Source organism: Paenibacillus sp. ATY16 (assembly GCF_003399985.2).
Lineage (GTDB): Bacteria > Bacillota > Bacilli > Paenibacillales > Paenibacillaceae > Pristimantibacillus > Pristimantibacillus glycanilyticus.
Genome location: NZ_NMOK02000026.1, coordinates 114,332 through 132,310, shown reverse-complemented (window position 1 = coordinate 132,310; position 17,979 = coordinate 114,332). Strand labels below are relative to the sequence as shown.

The following is a 17,979-nucleotide window of genomic DNA, read 5'->3' as shown; positions in this document are numbered from 1 at the left end:
TTATTGGTCTCCTTTACTCCCGACCTCCACCTCGAAGTCGGTCATCAATCCGTAATCGATTAAATCAAATTCCTTCGCGGGAGGCGGACCATAAGCCGGCGTTCGCTTCCAGAAGGAAGGCCAGGCAACGTTGCGCGGTCTGGAAGGATCGAAATGCGGGCCAAGCAAATTCCTGAACCCTCCCGCAAGTCTGACGCTAATCATATTATCCGAACCTTTTTCGACCCGATCCGAAATCTCGAGCACGGAGCTTTGATCCAGTCCAATGATTCCGGCTTTCTCTCCATTGACATACACGGTTGCGACACTCCCCCGCCAATGCGGCAGGCGAATGATCGCCCGGCAGGCCGAAGCAGGTATACTCACCGTCTTGGAGTAGCCCATCGCCCCGCCGTAAAAAGCAAATCCTTGCTCTCTCCACGAACCAATCCTTATTGGAGAAGGCTTGCAAATCACCCACTTGCCATCCGATTCCATGACACGAAAGGCACCTGCCAAATACACCGCTTCAATCTCCATATGGATTGAAAAAGGACGCCCTTCCAGCCGGATGACATTGTCCCCTTCTCTGGCGTATGCCGAAATATCTCCTTGTCCCATATGTTCGTCAAGTCCGCAATTGCCAGGCCGGATCTCCAGCGGAAAACCGTTAACGGTGATGCGGTAGAGCTCGGGCCGTTCAACGATGAGGCCTAATCGCTCCGGCAACTCTTCAGGCACGACATAGAAGCGGTATTCTACCGCAATGCCGGTACGCTCGTCGAAAGCTTCTTCCCTGTCGAGCAGCCGTCTCTTGAACTGAATGCCGTTATCCCATGGATTGGACGGAAACCCGTGATGCTCGAAGGCCAGTCTGCCCGCTTGAAGCGCACTGACGCCGGTATACGTATTCGCCCCGACGGTCAAGTCGCAATAGAGAATAGGCAGTAGGTTATCTTCCTCAGGCATGATCATCGTTGGACTTCCTTCTATCTTCTTATAGACAAGAGGAGCTATAGCGGAATCGTACCGATCGCTCTCATCCCTGGAGCGGCCTTCGCCACCCGGATAAACCCGCAGAAGAAGGGATCCCGAACCAATTATCAGGACAGGAATAGCCATACCCGCTTCTTCCGCAGCATTTCCAACAACGGTGACCATGCCGCTATAAGGGTCCCAGCTCTCAACGCGGGCGCAGGGCAGCAGCAGTTCATCTTGAACGTCATGCACGCTGCTGTTTGCGAAAAATAACGTCACGCTGCCATCCTCATGCTCTCTTCGCAGATGGGACAGCCGTGGATGCTGCGCCGAGCCCGACCGCCACCGCAGCAAAGGCTGAAGCCTCGATCTTAATCCGTTATCCAGTTCTTCTAAACGATCTGCCCGCACCCAAGCCGCATGCCCGGTTAATAGTTGTGCATCCCAAGCCTCGCCTTCCATGCATACCGGCATTGCTCCGTATGACAGCGCTACTCCGTTCGCATCCATGAATCGTTCCAACAGCGATACGGTAGTCCGTTTCATGTTCAGCATCGCCGGAGGTACAATAACCGCCTCGTATGCCCGATTCGCGACAACAAGCCTACCGCCTTCAACGGATCCATGGCGTTCGATAATGGTCTCGTCGCCAAAATCAAAATCCCAGCCTCTGTCAACCAGCCATTGCGTCAACTGCCGCGTCTTCTCGACTCCAAGCTTATACTCTTCATTAGACTCCAGGTCCTTTGGCGCGAACAGATACGAGGAGGTCGTCGGATTCAGGACAAGAATGCGGTTACGCGTCTTGCCTTCAGTCAGTACCGCGGACAATCTGGCGAAATAATCCGCAAGCGTCTTCCATTCCTCCCACCACGGCTGGCGCCAGTCGAACGATTGCGGATGATCCCGCTTACGCGCACCCGCTATGGACGATTGGGTAAAATGCGGCGTTAACGCGTTAATGCCGTTCGCGAACAGCCAATCGCCAATCCGCTTGTAATCCTCGAATGAGGAATCCCATCCTCCCGCGCCAAAAGCTTCGCACAGTACCCGCTCCCGGTCGAATTGATTGGCTGCGCTTTGCGCTTCTCGGATGCAGATGAGCATATGAGCCGAGTTATCCGGCGACTTCCGGTCCGGCCGGTGCATTTCGGATCGAAGCATATCGATTGCCGGCCAATGCATGTATTCGTACATGGACATGACCGATGGCGATGACCGGTTAAAAGGATGCGGCCAGTTATGTTCAACATAGTGGCCCGTATACGCGAGACCGTTATGCTCGCACCATTCCGAAATCGGACGTACCGAGTTGTCTGTCCATAACGCCTGAAGCGTGCAATAGTAATCGTAACGCACCCGTCGTGCGGCCTTCTGCTTTAAGGGATGCTCGACATCCTCGAACAGGCAAGGCAAATAGTCGAAGAGCGAATAGCCGTTTCGCTTCTCGAATTCGCCCGCGAACCAGTAGGTAAACGGCAGGAAACCTGCACCGTCTTGAAAAAGGTTGCCCGGCGATATTTCCGGTTCGTCCGTGAACAGCGCCGGAATAACGCTCCCGAAGCGATCACCGAACCTCTTCCGGTATTCCTCATGCGTCGTCTCCAGGAAGCGGCGCGTAACTTCCGGCCGCAGTAAATCGGCGTACGCGAAGCCGCCCATCCAACCATTCGTTTCCGGCGTTCCGAGCTCAAACAGCCAGAAGCTTTCGCCATGCTGCTCCCATTCGGAGACCGGCAGCAGCGTAACATCCCGTGCGATGACAAAGCCGGAGGACTTCTCCTCAGCGGGCAGCATCGCAAAGGCACGGATCGGATGACCGGGCACATTCAGCATTAAAGATTGTTGCTTGCCAAGCTCCGACAGCTGACCCCTGCCGTATTTTTTGAAGTGAACGCAATTCGCAAGACAATCCGGAAGTTCAGAGGGCACATGCCCTCCCGCAAAACCGGAAGGATAAGAGTTCTCGTCGTATATGGATAACTGCAAACCGAGACTTTCCGCTTCATCCAATGCCGCGCTCCACAGCTCGAACCATTCCTCGGACAAATATTCGATTGCAAGTCCCGGCCTCGGATGCGCAAAGGCCCCGCCAAAGCCATGGGAAGCCAGCTCCCTTAATTGCAGCCTGGCACGCTCCGGCGTCAGATCGTCATTCCATACCCAGAAGGCGATCGGCCGATTCCGGTTCGCCGGCTGCTTAAATCTTTCCTTCATTTCCATGCCGGTCATCATCCTTTAATCGCCCCCGCCGTAATGCCGTTTATTATGAACCGTTGCGCCAGCAGGTAGATCACGACCATCGGCAGGACAATCATGCAGATTCCGGCAAACAACAGTGACCAATCATTGCTGTACATGCCTTGGAATTTCGAGATTTGCACCGTAATCGTCATCTTCTTGTCATCCGGCAGGAACAGCACCGGCATAAGGAAGTCGTTCCATACCGAGAACAAATTCAATACGCATAACGTGGTTAACGCAGGCTTGAGCAAAGGCAAAACGATGCGGAAAAACGTCTGGAAGATGCCGCAGCCGTCGATAAGAGCGGCTTCCTCCAGCTCGCGCGGCACGCTTTTGATAAAACCAACGAGCAAAAACACGGAGAATGGAGCGGTTAACGCCAAATAAATCATCATGATGCCGTGGTACGAGTTATAGAGACCAAAGTCGACCATCATTTTATACAGCGGAATCATGGTCATCTGGAACGGAATAATCATCCCGGCCAGGAAGAGCATATAGAGAAACGAATGGAACCGGTTCTTCCGTCTGACAATTGCGTAAGCGGCCATTGAAGTAATCGCCGCGCTTACCGCGACGGATAGCGTGGCGATTAGAATCGTATTGCCGACCGATTGCAGGTAATGCATCGTGTTGTACGCCGTTTTGAAAAACTCGAACGTCACTTCCTTCGGAAGGCCGAAGGGATTGGCCGCCAGCTCCGGCTTGCTCTTCACCGCGCTGATCACGACGAGCAGAATCGGATAGATCTCAATGAGAGCCACGAGCCACAGCAGCCCCATACCGGCAATGGCCGTCGTTTTGGATAAATAGCTTCTCACATCTCTACCTCCCTTCGGCGAAGAAGGGTAACCATCGTTACCGACAAAAGCAGAATACAGAGGAATAAAACGATCGAAAGCGCCGAACCGTAGCCCCATTCAATGCCGTTATAGAAACCTACCTTATAGATCGTTGAAGCAATGGATTCCGTCGCGAACCCCGGTCCTCCGCCGGTAAGGGAATAAATCTGGTCGAACAATTTCAAATTGCCGATCAGGCACAAAATCATGTTAATCGTGAACGAAGGCGCGATAAGCGGGAAGGTAATGCTCGCGAATTTCCGCCATGACGACGCGCCCTCTACTTCGCTGTATTCGTACAAATCCCGCGGAACGCCCTGCAGGCCTGCGATATAGATCACCATCGAGAAGCCGAAATTTTGCCAGCTGGATACAAAGACGATCATCCATCTCGCAACGGAGGGATCCCCGAGCCAGCTCATCTTGAGCGCACCTAGATGAAGAAAATCAAGCACATTGTTTAAGGCCCCGATGTTCGGCTCCAGAATAAAGCCCCATACGTACCCCATGACGAGTCCGCTGAAAATATGAGGCATAAAGAACATCGTCCGCAGCGCGTTAACGCCACGAAAGGCCCGAACGAGAATCAGGGCGGCAAGCAGCCCCAGCCCGTTCTGCACAACGGTAATGGATACCGTGTATTGCACCGTGTTCCGAAACGACGCCATGATCAGCCGGTCATGGAACATAGCACGGAAGTTGTCGAGGCCGATAAACGTGCTCGTCACGCCGTCCCAATCCGTAAGCGAGTAATAGGTTGCGCTTAACGTCGGAAGGAGCAGGAAAACCAGGTAGAACAGCAAGGCCGGCAGCACGAATAGGAGCCATATGCCGTTTATTTTCCATTTTTGCCGAAGGTTTGTTTGCATCTTTCCTACTGCCTTTCTCTCCGTGGGTATAAGAAAACCGGCAACGCAATCGCACGCGCCGGTTTTCACCCTGGAGCTTATTGGATTATTTGCTTAACGCTTTGGCGTTTGCGTCATCGAGATCTTTCAAGAACTGATCGATGGTTGTTCCGTCGGCGACAAGCGATTGCAGGTTCTGCGCAATGTTAAACGTTGTGCCGGAAGGGAAGTAATAGCCGTTGGAGCCAAGCCAATCCGGCTGTACGATGCCGGCAGCCATCGCATCCTGCACGTCCTTCAGGAACGGATCGTTAGTCTGCACCTTGGAGCTGGTCGGGATTCCCTTCAGATCGTCGACTACCAGCGCCTGGATCTCCGGGCTCAAATAATATTGCATCGCAAGCTTTGCAGCGTCCACGTGCTTGGAATGCGCGCTGATCATAAGCCCGTTGTCAGCGCTGGTCGGCACAACGGTCTTCTCTCCAGCAGCGTTCAAAGGCAGGGGGAAATAGCCGATTTCCGCTTCCGGATTCGCATTTTTCATGTTCGTGAACTGCCACGTACCCGTAATGAACATCGCCGTCTTGCCCAGCGCGACTTGCTCGGCCGCAACGTTTGGATCCGTGCCAAGAATACCGTCCTGATAGTATCCTTTGTCTCTCCATTCTTGCTGGAGCTGCAGCACCTTCATCATGTCTTCCTTAATATCGCTGTATTTCATCGAACCGTCCGCCAGCTTCTTGCGGATCTCCATGTCCTTCGTATTCACGTATTGACCAAACGCGATAAACGGAATGATCTGCACCTGGGTCAGCGATTTGAACGCGGCTTCAATAGGCGGGATGCCGGCCGCTTTGAACTTCTCGGCCACTGCCACGAATTCATCGATATTCTTCGGAATGGCAACGCCGTTATCCGTAAACGTCTTCTTGTTGTACAGCACGCCTAGCGCGTTGGACGTAACCGGTACGTAGTACAGCTTGCCGGCTGTATTTTCTTTGCGGTCAGCGATGACCGAAGGCATGAAATCGGCCACTTCCGGCAGCTCGGACAGATCGACGAAGTCCTCCGGCTTGATCGCCACTTTCTCGAAGCTCATAAACAGATTGCGGTCGATGCCATGCGTCATGACGAGGTCCGGCATGTCATTGGCTGCATACTTTGTTTTGAAAGCAGCGGGATAATTGTCGCTTGGCACGTTCTGCATGTTGATCGTAATGTTGTATTTATCCTTCAAGCCTTTGATCCACGCATCCGTCGACTTGCCCATCGTTGCGTAGTTCCATGTGAGGTAGTTCAACGTAACGGCTTCTTGCTCTCCCTTCGGTTCGGCAGTGGAGCTGGCCGATGGTTCAGGACTGGCCGAACTGTTGGCGGACGGGGAATTGCTCGGGTTCGAATTGCCGTTGTTGTTGCTGCCGCATGCCGTGACCGACAATGCGAGCATGGCGAGCGTCAGGGAAAGCATAAGCGGTTTTTTGATAGGTAACATGCATGACCCTCCTTTGTATTTAACACGCGGCTGCTTGTCGCCGCTGCTTTATGTTCCTCATTATAGACGGCCCCAGGCCCCTAATCAGTCCACGCATTTTACTAGTTGAGGTGCACTTTTTTAACTGGGGGATGCGGCACCAAATAAAAGGATTCCTTCTTTGTGAAGGAATCCGGCTGCGCTTGCCTTCGCGATTCTCGCGCCTAGCGATTGCGGTATTCGGTTGGGGTGCAGCCGTAATGCTCTTTGAACTTCCTGAAAAAATATTTCTCGCTCATATAGCCAGCCATCTCCGAGATGGCGCTCATTTTGAGCTTTGGATCCTTGAGCAGCTTCGATGCGGCTTCCAGTCGAAGGGTATTCACGTAATCGTTAAACGTCTGCCCCGTTTCGTTTTTGAAAATACGCGATAAGTATGCGGGATTGAGGAAGTAACGCTCCGCCACGCTGCCGAGCGTTATCTCTTCATGGAAATGCGCGCCCAAGTATTCCACGATTTCTTCCACGCCCCTGTATGACCCTGACTTCTTCCGAGAGGATAAGTAATCCACTGCCGCTTCGACGATCCGCTGAACATCCGTGCTTAGTTCGTCAACCGTAAGACGCGTGCTCCTGACCGCATTTTCCGCTTCCCCGATGCCGAGTTCGTTTATTGATGACTGATAGGGACTTAAGGCTTGATTTATCGCGAAAATAAGCCCCAGCGCCGTGCTCCGAATGCTCTGCGGATGCAGAGCGGCGTTCTTCTTCATCTCCCCGAACAGCTCCGCCACAAGCGCAACAGCCTGCCCCTTGTACAAATTCCCGACATAATATAGCAGCGCCTTCTCCTTGTCGTTCGGGTAAATATAATATTCGTTGCGGCTGCTTACTTCGTCGAAATGGGTTACTTGGCTCGCAAGTACAAGCTCCGCGTTTTGGACCGCTTCGCATGCCTGGGCATAGGAACGATAAATATCAGCCAGATCCGTACATTCACGCCCGATGCCGATATTTAACTCAAACTGCGTTGCCTGTTTCACCGTATCAATGATAAGCCGGCAATCCTCGTACAGAGAAGAAATGTTCTTCTGATCCTCTTCTTCGCTCAAGCCTTTAAGCAAAACCAATTCATTGTCCTTTCCGATATTCCGAAACAGAATCGTCATCGGATACTTGCGGAACAACTCGCCAATGACATTGGCCAGCACAAAATGAGCCAAATCCTTATCCTGCTTGTACCGCTCTGCAGCTACTTTTTCGAAATTCGCAACCTCAATCGTCAATACAGCCGTTCTTGGCCAATCCAGCAATAGGCCATGCCTGCGCAAAGCATTCTCGATTTCCCCGGAGTCGGAAGCCGCACTGGTGACGAGCCGGGTCAAAACCTTCTCTTTCGAGAGCAGATCGCTTAAGTTGGCCTTTCGGAACAAATCTACATAACCGGCCTGCCGTTCTCTTTCATGACGGAGCTTATCCGCGGCACGCTGCAGGGCCTGCATCAAGGGCTCCGTCTCGATTGGCTTAAGGATATATTCGAAAGCGCCAAAGCTAAGCGCCTTGCGCGCATATTCGAAATCGGAGTAGCCGCTGATCACAATGATCAGCACCTCAGGATATTCGGCGTGAAGCAGCTCCATCAGACGAATGCCGTCCATAGCCGGCATCCGGATATCCGTAATGACAAGATGCGGCTTGCGCTCGCGGACCAGCTCCATCGCAGCAGCGCCATTCCTCGCTTCTCCCGCAAGCTCGATGCCAAGCATTTCCCAATCCGCTTGCTTGCGCAAGCTCATCCGCGTCCATTCCTCGTCGTCTACAATAATCGCTCTGATCATCGCAATCACATCCCTCCTTTTAACCGGTTACCGGAAGATCGATAATAACCCGCGTCCATTCCCCCTGCGAGCTTTCCACCGTAATACCGTACTCCGGTCCATAAATGATTTGAATTCTTTTATGAATGTTCTTCAAGCCAACGCGGTTATGCCGCTTTTTTTCATCCGCGTCACTTAGCTCGCTATCCTCTCGAATACCGCGCATCAAGCGATCCAACTGCTCCTCGGACATGCCGGCACCGTTATCAAAAACCTGGATACGCACCGCTTCTTCCATTCGGGAGCCTGATAAGCGGATGCTGCCGTTATTCCCTTTCGGTTCAATGCCGTGAACGATCGCATTTTCCAAAATAGGCTGAAGGATTAGTTTGATGATGGTGCAGTCATAGATATCTTCGTCCACACTTAATTCGTAATCGAGATACTCTCTGAAGCGGATTTTCTGAATTTGCAAATAACATACCGCGTTTTCGAGCTCCTCCCGGATCGTTACGGTCCTTTGTTTCATGTCGATATTGTATCTTAGCATTCTTGCGAGATTGCTGGAAGCGGCGCTGATTTCGGGCACTTCGTTTACGATTGCCATGCCGTTAATCGTCTGAAGCGTATTGAACATGAAATGGGGATTCATCTGCGATTGCAAATAACGGAATTCCGCCTCCTGCCTTGCCAGAACTTCTTCGTATTTCTCTTCGATCAACTGTTTGATCGTCTTTACCATAACATTAAAACTGAATACCACCTGCCCAAGCTCGTCGCTAGTCGGCGGATCGAGTTCGATATTGAAATTTCCCTGCTTAACTTGCACAATCCCTTGCTTAAGCGTATGAATCGGCTTGAACAGCCGCTTGGAGAACAGATAGGCGATAATGACGGTTATCAAGAGAGCGACTGCCGCTAGCGCAAGGCAGAAAAGAAGCAGCTTGTTGCGATCCTTTTGGATTTCGGAAAACGGGGTAAGCGTAAGCGACTTCCAGCCCGTAATGCCAATCGTTCCGTAGGAAAGTAAATACTTCTTGCCGTTGATCCGCAAATTCAGCATACCTTGGGACGAAGAGGCCACCTTGCTTCGGGTTTCCTCGTTCAAAAACTCTCCTCTGCTTAACGGACCGCCCGAGAATAACGTTTCTCCCTTGCCGTCCAGAATCATAACACCGGTTTCAGAACTGAGGTCGGCATTATCCACGATTGACCGAATGGCATCCATCGACAGGTCGATCAGAATAACGCCGTAAGAGTCGTCTTTGTTCGAATCGAAACGCTTTAACAGGCGCGAGAAAGAGATCACCTTTTCCGCGTTATGCAATTGGAAAGGATCATGCGGAGCGGATATGATCGTGCTGCCGTCAGCGGCAACCGTTTGAAGAAACCAGTCTTCCTGCTGGGGGTCGTAATCGGGATCTACGATTCCGTTCACCGCGTAGGAAATTTGTTTGCTAGGCGAAACGTAGATATAAATACTATTAAAATCCGGCCGGAGGTTGAGCAGCCGCTGATAGAAGGTTTGAGTCAATTGTAGGGTACGGTATTCATCCGTTAGACCGCTATATTCGGTCGATGAGAGGAAATTGGAATTTTCGGAGTCCAAGTCGTTATAGATAGACATGATAATCCGGTCCACTTGGTCGAGATTCGATTTGAAGCCTTCATCGATGCTCTTCACAAGCCGGGAAGCATTCTCGGACGCCTGTTTTTCATAGATGCTCTGAGAATAGGTATATGAGGCAAACAAACTGAGGGCGAGAATAAGAAGCACAATGGCAATAACGCCGTAGAAAAATTTATTAAAAACGCTCAGATCGGAAATCGATCGTGTCAATTGCCTCATGTCAAAGTTCCCCCTAGGTCCTTCGATCCGCTTGTAACCAACATAATAGATAAGAGGGAATCTAGCAACAGCTAATTGTCGGGGGATCTATCCTTTACTGAAAGCAAAAAAATCCAAAAACAGTGGCCGTGCAGAGTCAGACCCCGCACGGCCACTATCTTTAGGATGAATTGAATTCTCCGACCTATTCCGTCAATTCCAGGAACAGGTCGATATCTTTCGTTGTAAGCTCAACAGCTTCGCGCCAGAAATCGGCCTCTTCGAGGTTGACGCCAAGATGCTTCTTCGCCAAGTCCTCCACCGTCATGCGGCCGGTATCGCGCAGAAGCTGCACGTAACGCTCCGCGAACGCCGGCCCTTCCTGCAGCGCTCGCGCATAGATTCCGGCGCTGAACAGGTAGCCAAACGTGTACGGGAAGTTATAGAACGGTACGCTCGTAATATAGAAGTGAAGCTTGGATGCCCAGAAATGCGGGTGCAGCTCGCCTAACGCTCCGCTGAACGCTTCGCGCTGCGCCTCCTCCATCAGGCTGTTCAGCTTCTCGACCGGTACGATACCTTGCTTGCGCTCCTCATAGAAGCGAGTCTCGAATAATACCCGGGCATGAATGTTCATAAAGAACGCAACCGCGTTCTGAATTTTGTCCTCCAGGAGGCCCAGCTTTTCTTCGCGATCAACAGCCGTCTTCATGGCCGAATCCGATACGATCAGCTCGGCAAAGGTCGAGGCCGTCTCCGCCACGTTCATCGCGTATTCCTGGGACAGCGCCGGCAAATCGTCCATGACATATTGGTGGTACGCATGTCCAAGCTCATGGGCAAGCGTCGAAACGTTATCCGCAGTGCCCGAGTAGGTCATAAAAATCCGCGTCTGACGGCTCTTAGGGAAGGAAGTACAGAAGCCGCCGGGGCGCTTGCCTGCCCGGTCTTCCGCTTCAATCCAGGCGTCACGGAAAGCCATTTCCGAGAAATCCGCCATATCCGGGCTAAACTTGCGGAATTGCTCCACGATAAATTTAGCGCCTTCTTCAAACGTGATTGTACGTGCCGAGGAGCCAAGCGGCGCGCTGACATCATGCCAATCCAGCTTCTCAAGACCCAGCAGCTTCGCCTTCCGTTCCAGATAACGGACCAGCTTAGGCTTGCCTTCGTTGATCGCCGACCACATCGCGTTGAAGGTCGCTTCGGACATTCGGTTAATTTGCAGCGGCTCTTTCAACACCGAGTCCCAGCCGCGTTTGCCGTACAGCTTCAGCCTGAATCCGGCGAGGCGGTTAAGCGCATCCGCACAGAGCTCTGCCGCGTCGCCCCACTCGCGCTCCCACTCGGCAAAAGCACGGATACGGACCGAACGGTCGCCGTCCGACAGCCGGTTAAACATTTGTCCGGCGGAGAGAATCTTTTCTTCCCCGTTCTCGCCGATATCCGTAAACTTCGCGCGGGAAACGATCAGATCGTACAGAGCCCCCCAGCCGTGATAGCCGTCAACCGCCAGATCGCCGGCGAGCGCTTCAAGCTCAGGAGCAAGCTTTTCCTTCGCCAGTTCGCGGCGTTCGGACAAGCTGAATGCGACCTCGCCAAGCGAACCGTCGCTAGCGATAGCGGCCCATTCCTCATCGCCAATCTGGCGAAGCTCATTATCGTAACGCGTTAATGCTCCAAGCAGCTTCGCGCTGATCGTTTTTACGCGGTCGCTTAAGCCGTTAGCAGCGGAGTCTTTCATATTTTGTGCCTGCAGGCATTCCACGAATGATTCCGATTGACGCAGACGGATCAGCACCGACTGCAGAATAGCCGTCGTATCTTCAACTTTTTTCTTGGTCCCCAGGGAGCTGTCGGACAGCAGCCGGTCCAGCTCGGCCACATCCTTCTCGATGCCGGCCAATTCACTGGCGAAAGCGGCCGAACCCGAGCCTCCTTCATAAAACGTCTCCAAATCCCATTTCATTGGATAATTGCTAGTCGCCATTCAACCGTTCCTCTCCTTCGCGTTCGTATTGACCTTCCTTATGTAAGCCCTCAATAGAAAAAACCGCCACAAAAAGATCGACAAATAAATTTGCGCAATCTTGCTTCAGCGGTGTATAACTTAATTATATCCAGATTGGAGGAATAACACCATGTCACAACCCTTGCAAATTTCACCCGAAACCGCAATCAAGTTGTCCAAGCAGCTTGGCGTGCCGCTCGAGCATTTAATGCATATGCCTAAACATATATTACTGCAGAAGCTCACCGAACTGGCAAAAGCGGAAGCAGAGGCGGGTAAGCTGTCTGAATCCGCTCCCGGTACGGAGGAGTCGTCCTCATGATTCCGTTCGAGAGGACTTGGCCCTACGACATTGTGATGAAGGACGTTTACGTTCCCAGCTGCCCCTTCTGCAGCAGCGAGAACGTACTCATCCCTCTTCGCGTGCGGGAAATCGAGGACATTCAGCACGGGAAGAAAAAGCTGCTAGTCTTCCCGTGCTGCCATAACAAAGTTACGGTCCTCGATATGGATCAAGACTATATGCTGACGGATCAGCGGCTCCGCAAGCTGAGCCATTGATGCAGGACAAGCCAATTACGCCGTCGTTTGCACGGGAGACTCGGCTTCTCCCGTCGCAGCGGCCGGCGACACCGGCTGTCCCTGCTCCAGCTGTTCCCGGATAAGCTGCCATTGCTCGCGGCTCCGGCGAATCATCGCCTCATCCATAATGCGTTTGTCGCTGACAATGCGCGAGAACCATTTTACCGCTTCCGACAGCTCGCCCGTTCGCCGGTTGAGTTCTCCGATGATGTACATCAGCTTCGCATTGTTTAATTGCGATCCTTCTTCCTCGTAAACCTTGATATATGCCTGGAGAGCGAACCGCATAAACCGCAGCTCCTCCTGCCCATTTCCCTCGTAACGGTATAACCATGCAATATGATGCAAAATACCCGCTATAACTCTTGGCCTTTCCTCAACCGCCTGCGCCGACAATAAGGCCAGCTTGTACACCTTCATCGCCTGCGCCGCATCTCGTTCGCCGCCGAAATCATAAGGAGTCCAGCGTGAGCCAATCTGCTCCAAATAATTTTTGCGCTGCCGCTCGGTAAGCCTTTGCGTACCATTCTCCGTTGTTGCAAATCCGCAAGTCGGACAGACCCGGACCACGTAAAAATCCGGATTTGCTTCCGCCCGGTAATAACCGCAAAAATCAGAATCGATAGCCACCGCTTTTTTAAAGCTTGGGCGTACTCGTGATGTCGAAAAGATGGTCTCACAGCAAATGCAATTCATCTTTGTCTGATAGAGCGGCTCCATGCCCATCCATCTCCTATTCGGGTGTGTTCACAAAATGGTTGGCCGGACCTGACAGTCTCTCAATAATGTACGCTTGCAGCTCTTCATCGAGGCCGGAAGCCTCCTGCAGTGCCCGCTTCATGCAATCAAGCCAGGCTTCCGCATGCTTCGGCGTGATCGGAAAAGGCATATGCCGCGCCCGCATCATTGGATGGCCGTATTCATCGGAAAACAACGTAGGTCCTCCAAAAAACTGCGTCAAAAACATAATCTGCTTCTCCATAACGGGGATGATGTTCTCCGGAAATAGTGGACCAAGCAGCTCATGCGCCTGCACTTTAGGGTAAAAAGACTCAACGATTCGTCTTAAAGTCTCAGCTCCACCAATCGCTTCATAAAGGCTTATATTCCTATTCATCGTCAATTTCATCTCCATCGTGTAGGTATTTAGTATTATAACACAAAAAAAACCCCGCATCGTCACCAATGCGGGATTATTATTGATTAGCTGCAACGATTAACCTTCGTAGTCCTCTTCTCCCGGTGCTGTCAGTGATTCTCGGATGACATACACAAACGCACAGACCAGAATGCCAGCGATTATACTCATTATCATCACTCCAAGCCTTCAAAGGTAACTCCATTGTAACATAAAAAAACGGACCGTCCAGCCCTTTTTGCAAGCGTTTTCTTAGAATTATGAAAAAATTTTTCTTTAACTAAAACCAGCCTGTAGTGATGGATGTCCACCTTTCTTCATATACCTCATGTAGGGGTTGTACATTTTGCTTTTCCGCATGTCCCAAAGTCCAAAGGAGGACGCATCCATGCTCCGAACGCTTACCCGGCCGGCCTCGATAACCGGCCTTATCGCTTTGCTCATCGTCCTGCTGATGGCCGTGTTCCCCTCCCAAACGCTGGAGTCGGCGCTTCGGGGATTATCGATATGGTGGCAGGTTTTGTTCCCGGCTCTCTTCCCTTTCTTCGTCATTTCCGAGCTATTGCTCGGCTTCGGGATTGTCCACTTCTTCGGCAAGCTGCTTGATCCGCTGATGAGGCCGTTATTCCGCCTTCCGGGCATCGGAAGCTTTGTCGTTACGATGGGCTATGTATCGGGCTATCCGGTTGGGGCAAGGCTTACCGCCCAGCTCTGGGAGCAGGGCCTTGTCAAACGCGCGGAAGGCGAGCGGCTTGTCGCTTTTACGACCACCTCGGACCCAATCTTCCTGATCGGCGCCGTATCGGTCGGTTTTTTCCATAACGCCGCTCTAGCACCGCTGCTTGCAGCCGCCCACTACGGCGGAGCTTTTATTATCGGACTTCTCATGCGGTTCCATGACCGCCACGAGCCGGTTACCGAATCCTTAAGGCAGTCGCCTTCGCGCAGGAGCTCCCGGCTGGTTGAAGCAACCAAAGCCATGCATCAAGCCAGGCTTATGGATGGCCGAAGCCTCGGCAAGCTGCTGCAGGACAGCATTCAATCCGCGCTGCGCCTTATGATGGTTGTAGGCGGGCTTGTCGTTTTTTTCTCCGTCGTGATGGAGCTGCTCACTCATGCGGGTGTCGTTGAGGCATTGGCCGAAGGGCTGCGGTTATTGTTCGGCGCCTTTGGGCTTCCGGCAAAGCTTGCCGACGCCGTCGTGTTTGGCTTATTCGAGGTCACCCTTGGCGCGCGGGCTGCGGGGGAAGCAGGTACCGGCTTGATGCATCAAGCCGCTATAGCCGCTTGGATTTTGTCCTGGGGAGGGCTTTCCGTGCATGCCCAGGTGCTCAGCCTGCTAAGCCGTACGGACCTGCGGTACATGCCGCTTATGCTGGCCCGCCTGGCTCATGCTTTTATCTCCGTCGCTCTCGTTTATCTGCTGTGGGGATGGCTCGCACCTTAAACTTTTGTATCGGCGTTGAATTTGAAGCCATATTCCTATATCATCATAGTATCTTTGCAATAGGCCGGAAGGGGTTTAAATTTCTTGAAATACGCAGTCATCGATCGTGGCGATCAATTATCGAAATCATTGGCGGAGCGATTCCATCAACTGGCGGCAGAACGCGGACTCACGCGTCATGACGACATGCCGGACATCATTGTGTCCATCGGCGGAGACGGAACGCTGCTCCAGGCTTTCCACAAATATACCGACCGGGTAACCGATGTATCCTTTGTTGGTATTCATACGGGCCATCTGGGATTTTACGCCGACTGGAAAGCAGATGAATTAGAGACGCTTGTCACCTTGATGGCGGAAGAAACGCCCCATCTCGTCCGTTATCCGCTTGCGGAAATCGCGGTGGAAACCGATGAGCAGAACTTTTATTACCTGGCATTAAACGAATTCACGTTAAAGGGCGTTGACGCTACCCTTGTCGTACAGCTTAGCGTTAACGATGAGTCTTTCGAAATGTTCCGGGGCGACGGGATTGTCATCTCCACTCCGTCAGGGAGCACCGCTTATAACAAGAGCGTTGGCGGCGCTATCGTTCACCCGTCCATTGAATCGCTGCAGATAGCAGAGATCGCTTCGATTAACAATCGCGTGTACCGGACGCTTGGATCGTCGTTCCTGCTGCCGCAACATCATCATTGCGATATTATCTCGAAAAAGGAGCAACGTCTGCTGCTTACGATCGATCATCTCAGCCTTCAACGGACCGATATCCGCTCCATCCGCTGCAGCGTCTCTACCCGCAAAGTCAGCTTTGCAAGGTACCGTCCGTTCCCGTTCTGGAACCGCGTCCGCGATGCGTTTGTTGATATGTGAGAAAACCTCTATCGAGCCCTTCGAATATAAAAAAGGGCTGTCCACTGGTCTCGATGACCTGCGGACAGCCCTTTCGTTATGTTTATGGACGGCTGCTTTGCTCTTTGTTGCTGTTGTTATCCCTGTTGTTATCTCGGTTGTTAACTTTGTTGCTCTCCCTGTTTCTGTCCCGTTCTCCGCGTTCTCCCCGCTCTCGCTTAGGGCCGGACGGAGAATGAACCGGCGCTGCTTGCTCGGATGCTGCGGCGACATCCTTGTTCGCAGCCGGTCTAATCGGCTTCTTTCCGTTAGAACGATAGCTTCTGCGGTGCTGATCTTTCCCGCTGCGCTGCTGGCCATGCTGTCGGGATGGCTGCTGCTGCTGGGAATCCTCAGCGTGACGTCCGCCGCCTCTGCCCGCAGCCGCGCTTTCCCTTGCGGCTGCCGCGGCACCAGCCAGTACGGCATCCGCAAGCGAGGAAGCGCCAACCTCCTGCTCGTCCTCGGCATCAGTCTTGTCCTGCCCGTAAGTATCCTGTTTCGAAGAAGCTTCCTGCTCATCTCCCGCCTCTTCATCCGGGGATTTTGCAGCCGTACCGGTCTTCTCCAGAACGAAATACGCACAGCCGAAATTGCAGTATTCGTTAATATAATCGGACATTCCGGAGTACGCGCTGTCCTTCGTTGCCTTCATATGATTATCGCGGAAAAAGCCCTTCAGGCGCAGCTGGCTGTAACCCCAGTCGCCAATAATAAAATCGTAGCGTTCCAAAACTTCGCTGTAACGATCCTTGAACGCATCCGCGTTCCAGCCGTTGCGATTTTCATGGATTAGTTCATATATTTTGCCGCCAATTTGGATCAATTCCGTTTCCCCTCTTTCGAATTCTCCAATAGAAGCTATACGTTGCTAAGCTCGCGTTCCTCTGCTTCGGCAGCCGAATCCGTCTGCTCATGGGCATGATAGGAGCTCCGTACCAGCGGCCCCGACTCGACATGGCGGAATCCGCGTTTGTAGCCCTCTTCCTTCAAGCTTTTGAATTCATCCGGGTGCACGTAACGTTCAATCGGCATGTGATTAGGCGTAGGCTGCAAATATTGACCCAGCGTCAAAATGTTGCAGTCTACCGCACGAAGATCATCCATTGCCTGCAATACTTCTTCGTAAGTCTCGCCAACGCCCAGCATAATGCTGGATTTCGTAGGAATCTTCGGATTCATTTCCTTCGCGCGTCTTAGAAGCTCCAGGGATCTTCTGTATTTCGCTTTCGCGCGCACGCGGTTCGACATCCGCTCAACGGTCTCGATGTTATGGTTCAGAATGTCCGGCTTCGCATCCATAACGATCTTCAGCGACTCCTCGTTACCCATAAAATCGGGAATAAGCACTTCTACCCGAGTGAATGGCATCCGCTCGCGGATAGCCTTGATCGTACCGGCGAAAATCGAAGCGCCGCCATCAGCCAAATCATCGCGGGCAACGGATGTTACTACGCAGTGGCGAAGTCCCATTTGCTCCGCTGCTTCCGCTACGCGTTCCGGCTCTTGCAGATCAAGCTCCGTAGGAAGGCCTGTCTTCACGGCACAGAAGCGGCAGGCGCGCGTACAAATATCCCCCAAAATCATAAAGGTTGCCGTACGGTTGGCCCAGCACTCGTAAATATTCGGGCAACGCGCTTCCTCGCAGACGGTATGCAGCGTTTTGGTGCGCATCATGTCTTTGATTTCGGTGTAGTTGCCTTCGGTTGTAAGCTTTATTTTAAGCCAGTCCGGCTTTTTCAATTTTTCTTTGTTTGATTTCATCTGGAATTCCCTGCTTTCACTTTCAATTGGACAGTCGAATCTCACCGTTTATTATAGCATAGTTCGGATAAAATCCAATGATTTGCAAAACATAACGAATATTGCTTCGAGCTTCGAAAGGGTGGAACGATTGAAACAG

The 17,979-nt window shown here is 52.2% G+C and carries 15 protein-coding genes; 4 read left to right on the top strand and 11 right to left on the bottom strand.

What is annotated here, in order from left to right; genetic code table 11:
- The 7 genes from CFI03_RS17320 to CFI03_RS17290 form a co-directional block, all read right to left on the bottom strand.
- Positions 1–3,192, bottom strand: coding sequence for a glycosyl hydrolase (locus CFI03_RS17320; RefSeq protein WP_248758190.1), 3,192 nt, complete (start codon positions 3,190–3,192; stop codon positions 1–3).
- Positions 3,189–4,022, bottom strand: a complete 834-nt coding sequence (locus tag CFI03_RS17315) for a carbohydrate ABC transporter permease (protein ID WP_248758189.1) — start codon at positions 4,020–4,022, stop codon at positions 3,189–3,191. The genes CFI03_RS17320 and CFI03_RS17315 overlap by 4 nt, the downstream gene beginning before the upstream one ends.
- Positions 4,019–4,912: a carbohydrate ABC transporter permease gene (locus CFI03_RS17310; protein WP_248758188.1), complete on the bottom strand. Its 894-nt coding sequence runs from the start codon at positions 4,910–4,912 to the stop codon at positions 4,019–4,021. The genes CFI03_RS17315 and CFI03_RS17310 overlap by 4 nt, the downstream gene beginning before the upstream one ends.
- Before the next feature lie 85 nt (positions 4,913–4,997).
- Positions 4,998–6,383, bottom strand: coding sequence for an ABC transporter substrate-binding protein (locus CFI03_RS17305; protein ID WP_248758187.1), 1,386 nt, complete (start codon positions 6,381–6,383; stop codon positions 4,998–5,000).
- 203 nt (positions 6,384–6,586) lie between these two features.
- Positions 6,587–8,200, bottom strand: a complete 1,614-nt coding sequence (locus CFI03_RS17300) for a response regulator (protein ID WP_248758186.1) — start codon at positions 8,198–8,200, stop codon at positions 6,587–6,589.
- Positions 8,201–8,219: 19 nt separating this feature from the next.
- Positions 8,220–10,028, bottom strand: a complete 1,809-nt coding sequence (locus tag CFI03_RS17295; protein ID WP_248758185.1) for a cache domain-containing sensor histidine kinase — start codon at positions 10,026–10,028, stop codon at positions 8,220–8,222.
- Positions 10,029–10,212: 184 nt separating this feature from the next.
- Positions 10,213–11,997 (bottom strand): M3 family oligoendopeptidase, encoded by a 1,785-nt coding sequence (locus tag CFI03_RS17290; protein ID WP_248758184.1) that lies wholly within the window; start codon positions 11,995–11,997, stop codon positions 10,213–10,215.
- A 151-nt stretch (positions 11,998–12,148) separates the two neighbouring features.
- Between CFI03_RS17290 and CFI03_RS17285 the strand changes: the two genes are divergently transcribed.
- Together CFI03_RS17285 and CFI03_RS17280 are read left to right on the top strand one after the other, a co-directional pair.
- Entirely contained in the window at positions 12,149–12,340 is a 192-nt protein-coding gene (locus tag CFI03_RS17285; protein WP_248758183.1) for a YycC family protein, read from the top strand.
- Positions 12,337–12,579, top strand: a complete 243-nt coding sequence (locus CFI03_RS17280; RefSeq protein ID WP_127490897.1) for a hypothetical protein — start codon at positions 12,337–12,339, stop codon at positions 12,577–12,579. Before CFI03_RS17285 ends, CFI03_RS17280 begins: the two co-directional genes overlap by 4 nt.
- A gap of 15 nt (positions 12,580–12,594) precedes the next feature.
- On the opposite strand, the gene CFI03_RS17275 is transcribed toward CFI03_RS17280, so the two are convergent.
- Both CFI03_RS17275 and CFI03_RS17270 read right to left on the bottom strand, forming a co-directional pair.
- A complete protein-coding gene (locus CFI03_RS17275) occupies positions 12,595–13,320 on the bottom strand; it encodes a DUF2225 domain-containing protein (RefSeq protein WP_248758182.1) in 726 nt (241 codons plus the stop codon).
- A gap of 13 nt (positions 13,321–13,333) precedes the next feature.
- Entirely contained in the window at positions 13,334–13,717 is a 384-nt protein-coding gene (locus tag CFI03_RS17270) for a globin domain-containing protein (RefSeq protein ID WP_041613309.1), read from the bottom strand.
- Positions 13,718–14,126: 409 nt separating this feature from the next.
- Here CFI03_RS17270 and ylbJ point away from each other — a divergent pair, with 409 nt between their 5' ends.
- Both ylbJ and CFI03_RS17260 read left to right on the top strand, forming a co-directional pair.
- A complete protein-coding gene (ylbJ, locus tag CFI03_RS17265) occupies positions 14,127–15,185 on the top strand; it encodes a sporulation integral membrane protein YlbJ (RefSeq protein WP_248758181.1) in 1,059 nt (352 codons plus the stop codon).
- Between the two features lie 84 nt (positions 15,186–15,269).
- Complete coding sequence (locus CFI03_RS17260; RefSeq protein WP_201006145.1) at positions 15,270–16,058, top strand: NAD kinase; 789 nt, start codon at positions 15,270–15,272, stop codon at positions 16,056–16,058.
- Positions 16,059–16,140: 82 nt separating this feature from the next.
- Here CFI03_RS17260 and CFI03_RS17255 read toward each other — a convergent pair whose 3' ends face one another.
- Both CFI03_RS17255 and lipA read right to left on the bottom strand, forming a co-directional pair.
- Positions 16,141–16,902, bottom strand: coding sequence for a YutD family protein (locus tag CFI03_RS17255; RefSeq protein ID WP_248758180.1), 762 nt, complete (start codon positions 16,900–16,902; stop codon positions 16,141–16,143).
- 35 nt (positions 16,903–16,937) lie between these two features.
- The gene (gene lipA, locus CFI03_RS17250) at positions 16,938–17,840 is read right to left on the bottom strand and encodes a lipoyl synthase (RefSeq protein ID WP_248758179.1); all 903 of its coding nucleotides are present in this window, start codon (positions 17,838–17,840) and stop codon (positions 16,938–16,940) included.
- Positions 17,841–17,979 lie beyond the last annotated feature (139 nt).

Coding starts and splice junctions, on each gene's coding strand:
- CFI03_RS17270 (WP_041613309.1), bottom strand. CDS start 13,717: ATGAATAGGAATATAAGCCTTTATGAAGCGATTGGTGGAGCTGAGACT.
- CFI03_RS17310 (WP_248758188.1), bottom strand. CDS start 4,912: ATGCAAACAAACCTTCGGCAAAAATGGAAAATAAACGGCATATGGCTC.
- CFI03_RS17280 (WP_127490897.1), top strand. CDS start 12,337: ATGATTCCGTTCGAGAGGACTTGGCCCTACGACATTGTGATGAAGGAC.
- ylbJ (WP_248758181.1), top strand. CDS start 14,127: ATGCTCCGAACGCTTACCCGGCCGGCCTCGATAACCGGCCTTATCGCT.
- CFI03_RS17300 (WP_248758186.1), bottom strand. CDS start 8,200: ATGATCAGAGCGATTATTGTAGACGACGAGGAATGGACGCGGATGAGC.
- CFI03_RS17285 (WP_248758183.1), top strand. CDS start 12,149: ATGTCACAACCCTTGCAAATTTCACCCGAAACCGCAATCAAGTTGTCC.
- CFI03_RS17275 (WP_248758182.1), bottom strand. CDS start 13,320: ATGGAGCCGCTCTATCAGACAAAGATGAATTGCATTTGCTGTGAGACC.
- lipA (WP_248758179.1), bottom strand. CDS start 17,840: ATGAAATCAAACAAAGAAAAATTGAAAAAGCCGGACTGGCTTAAAATA.
- CFI03_RS17305 (WP_248758187.1), bottom strand. CDS start 6,383: ATGTTACCTATCAAAAAACCGCTTATGCTTTCCCTGACGCTCGCCATG.
- CFI03_RS17295 (WP_248758185.1), bottom strand. CDS start 10,028: ATGAGGCAATTGACACGATCGATTTCCGATCTGAGCGTTTTTAATAAA.
- CFI03_RS17320 (WP_248758190.1), bottom strand. CDS start 3,192: ATGATGACCGGCATGGAAATGAAGGAAAGATTTAAGCAGCCGGCGAAC.
- CFI03_RS17290 (WP_248758184.1), bottom strand. CDS start 11,997: ATGGCGACTAGCAATTATCCAATGAAATGGGATTTGGAGACGTTTTAT.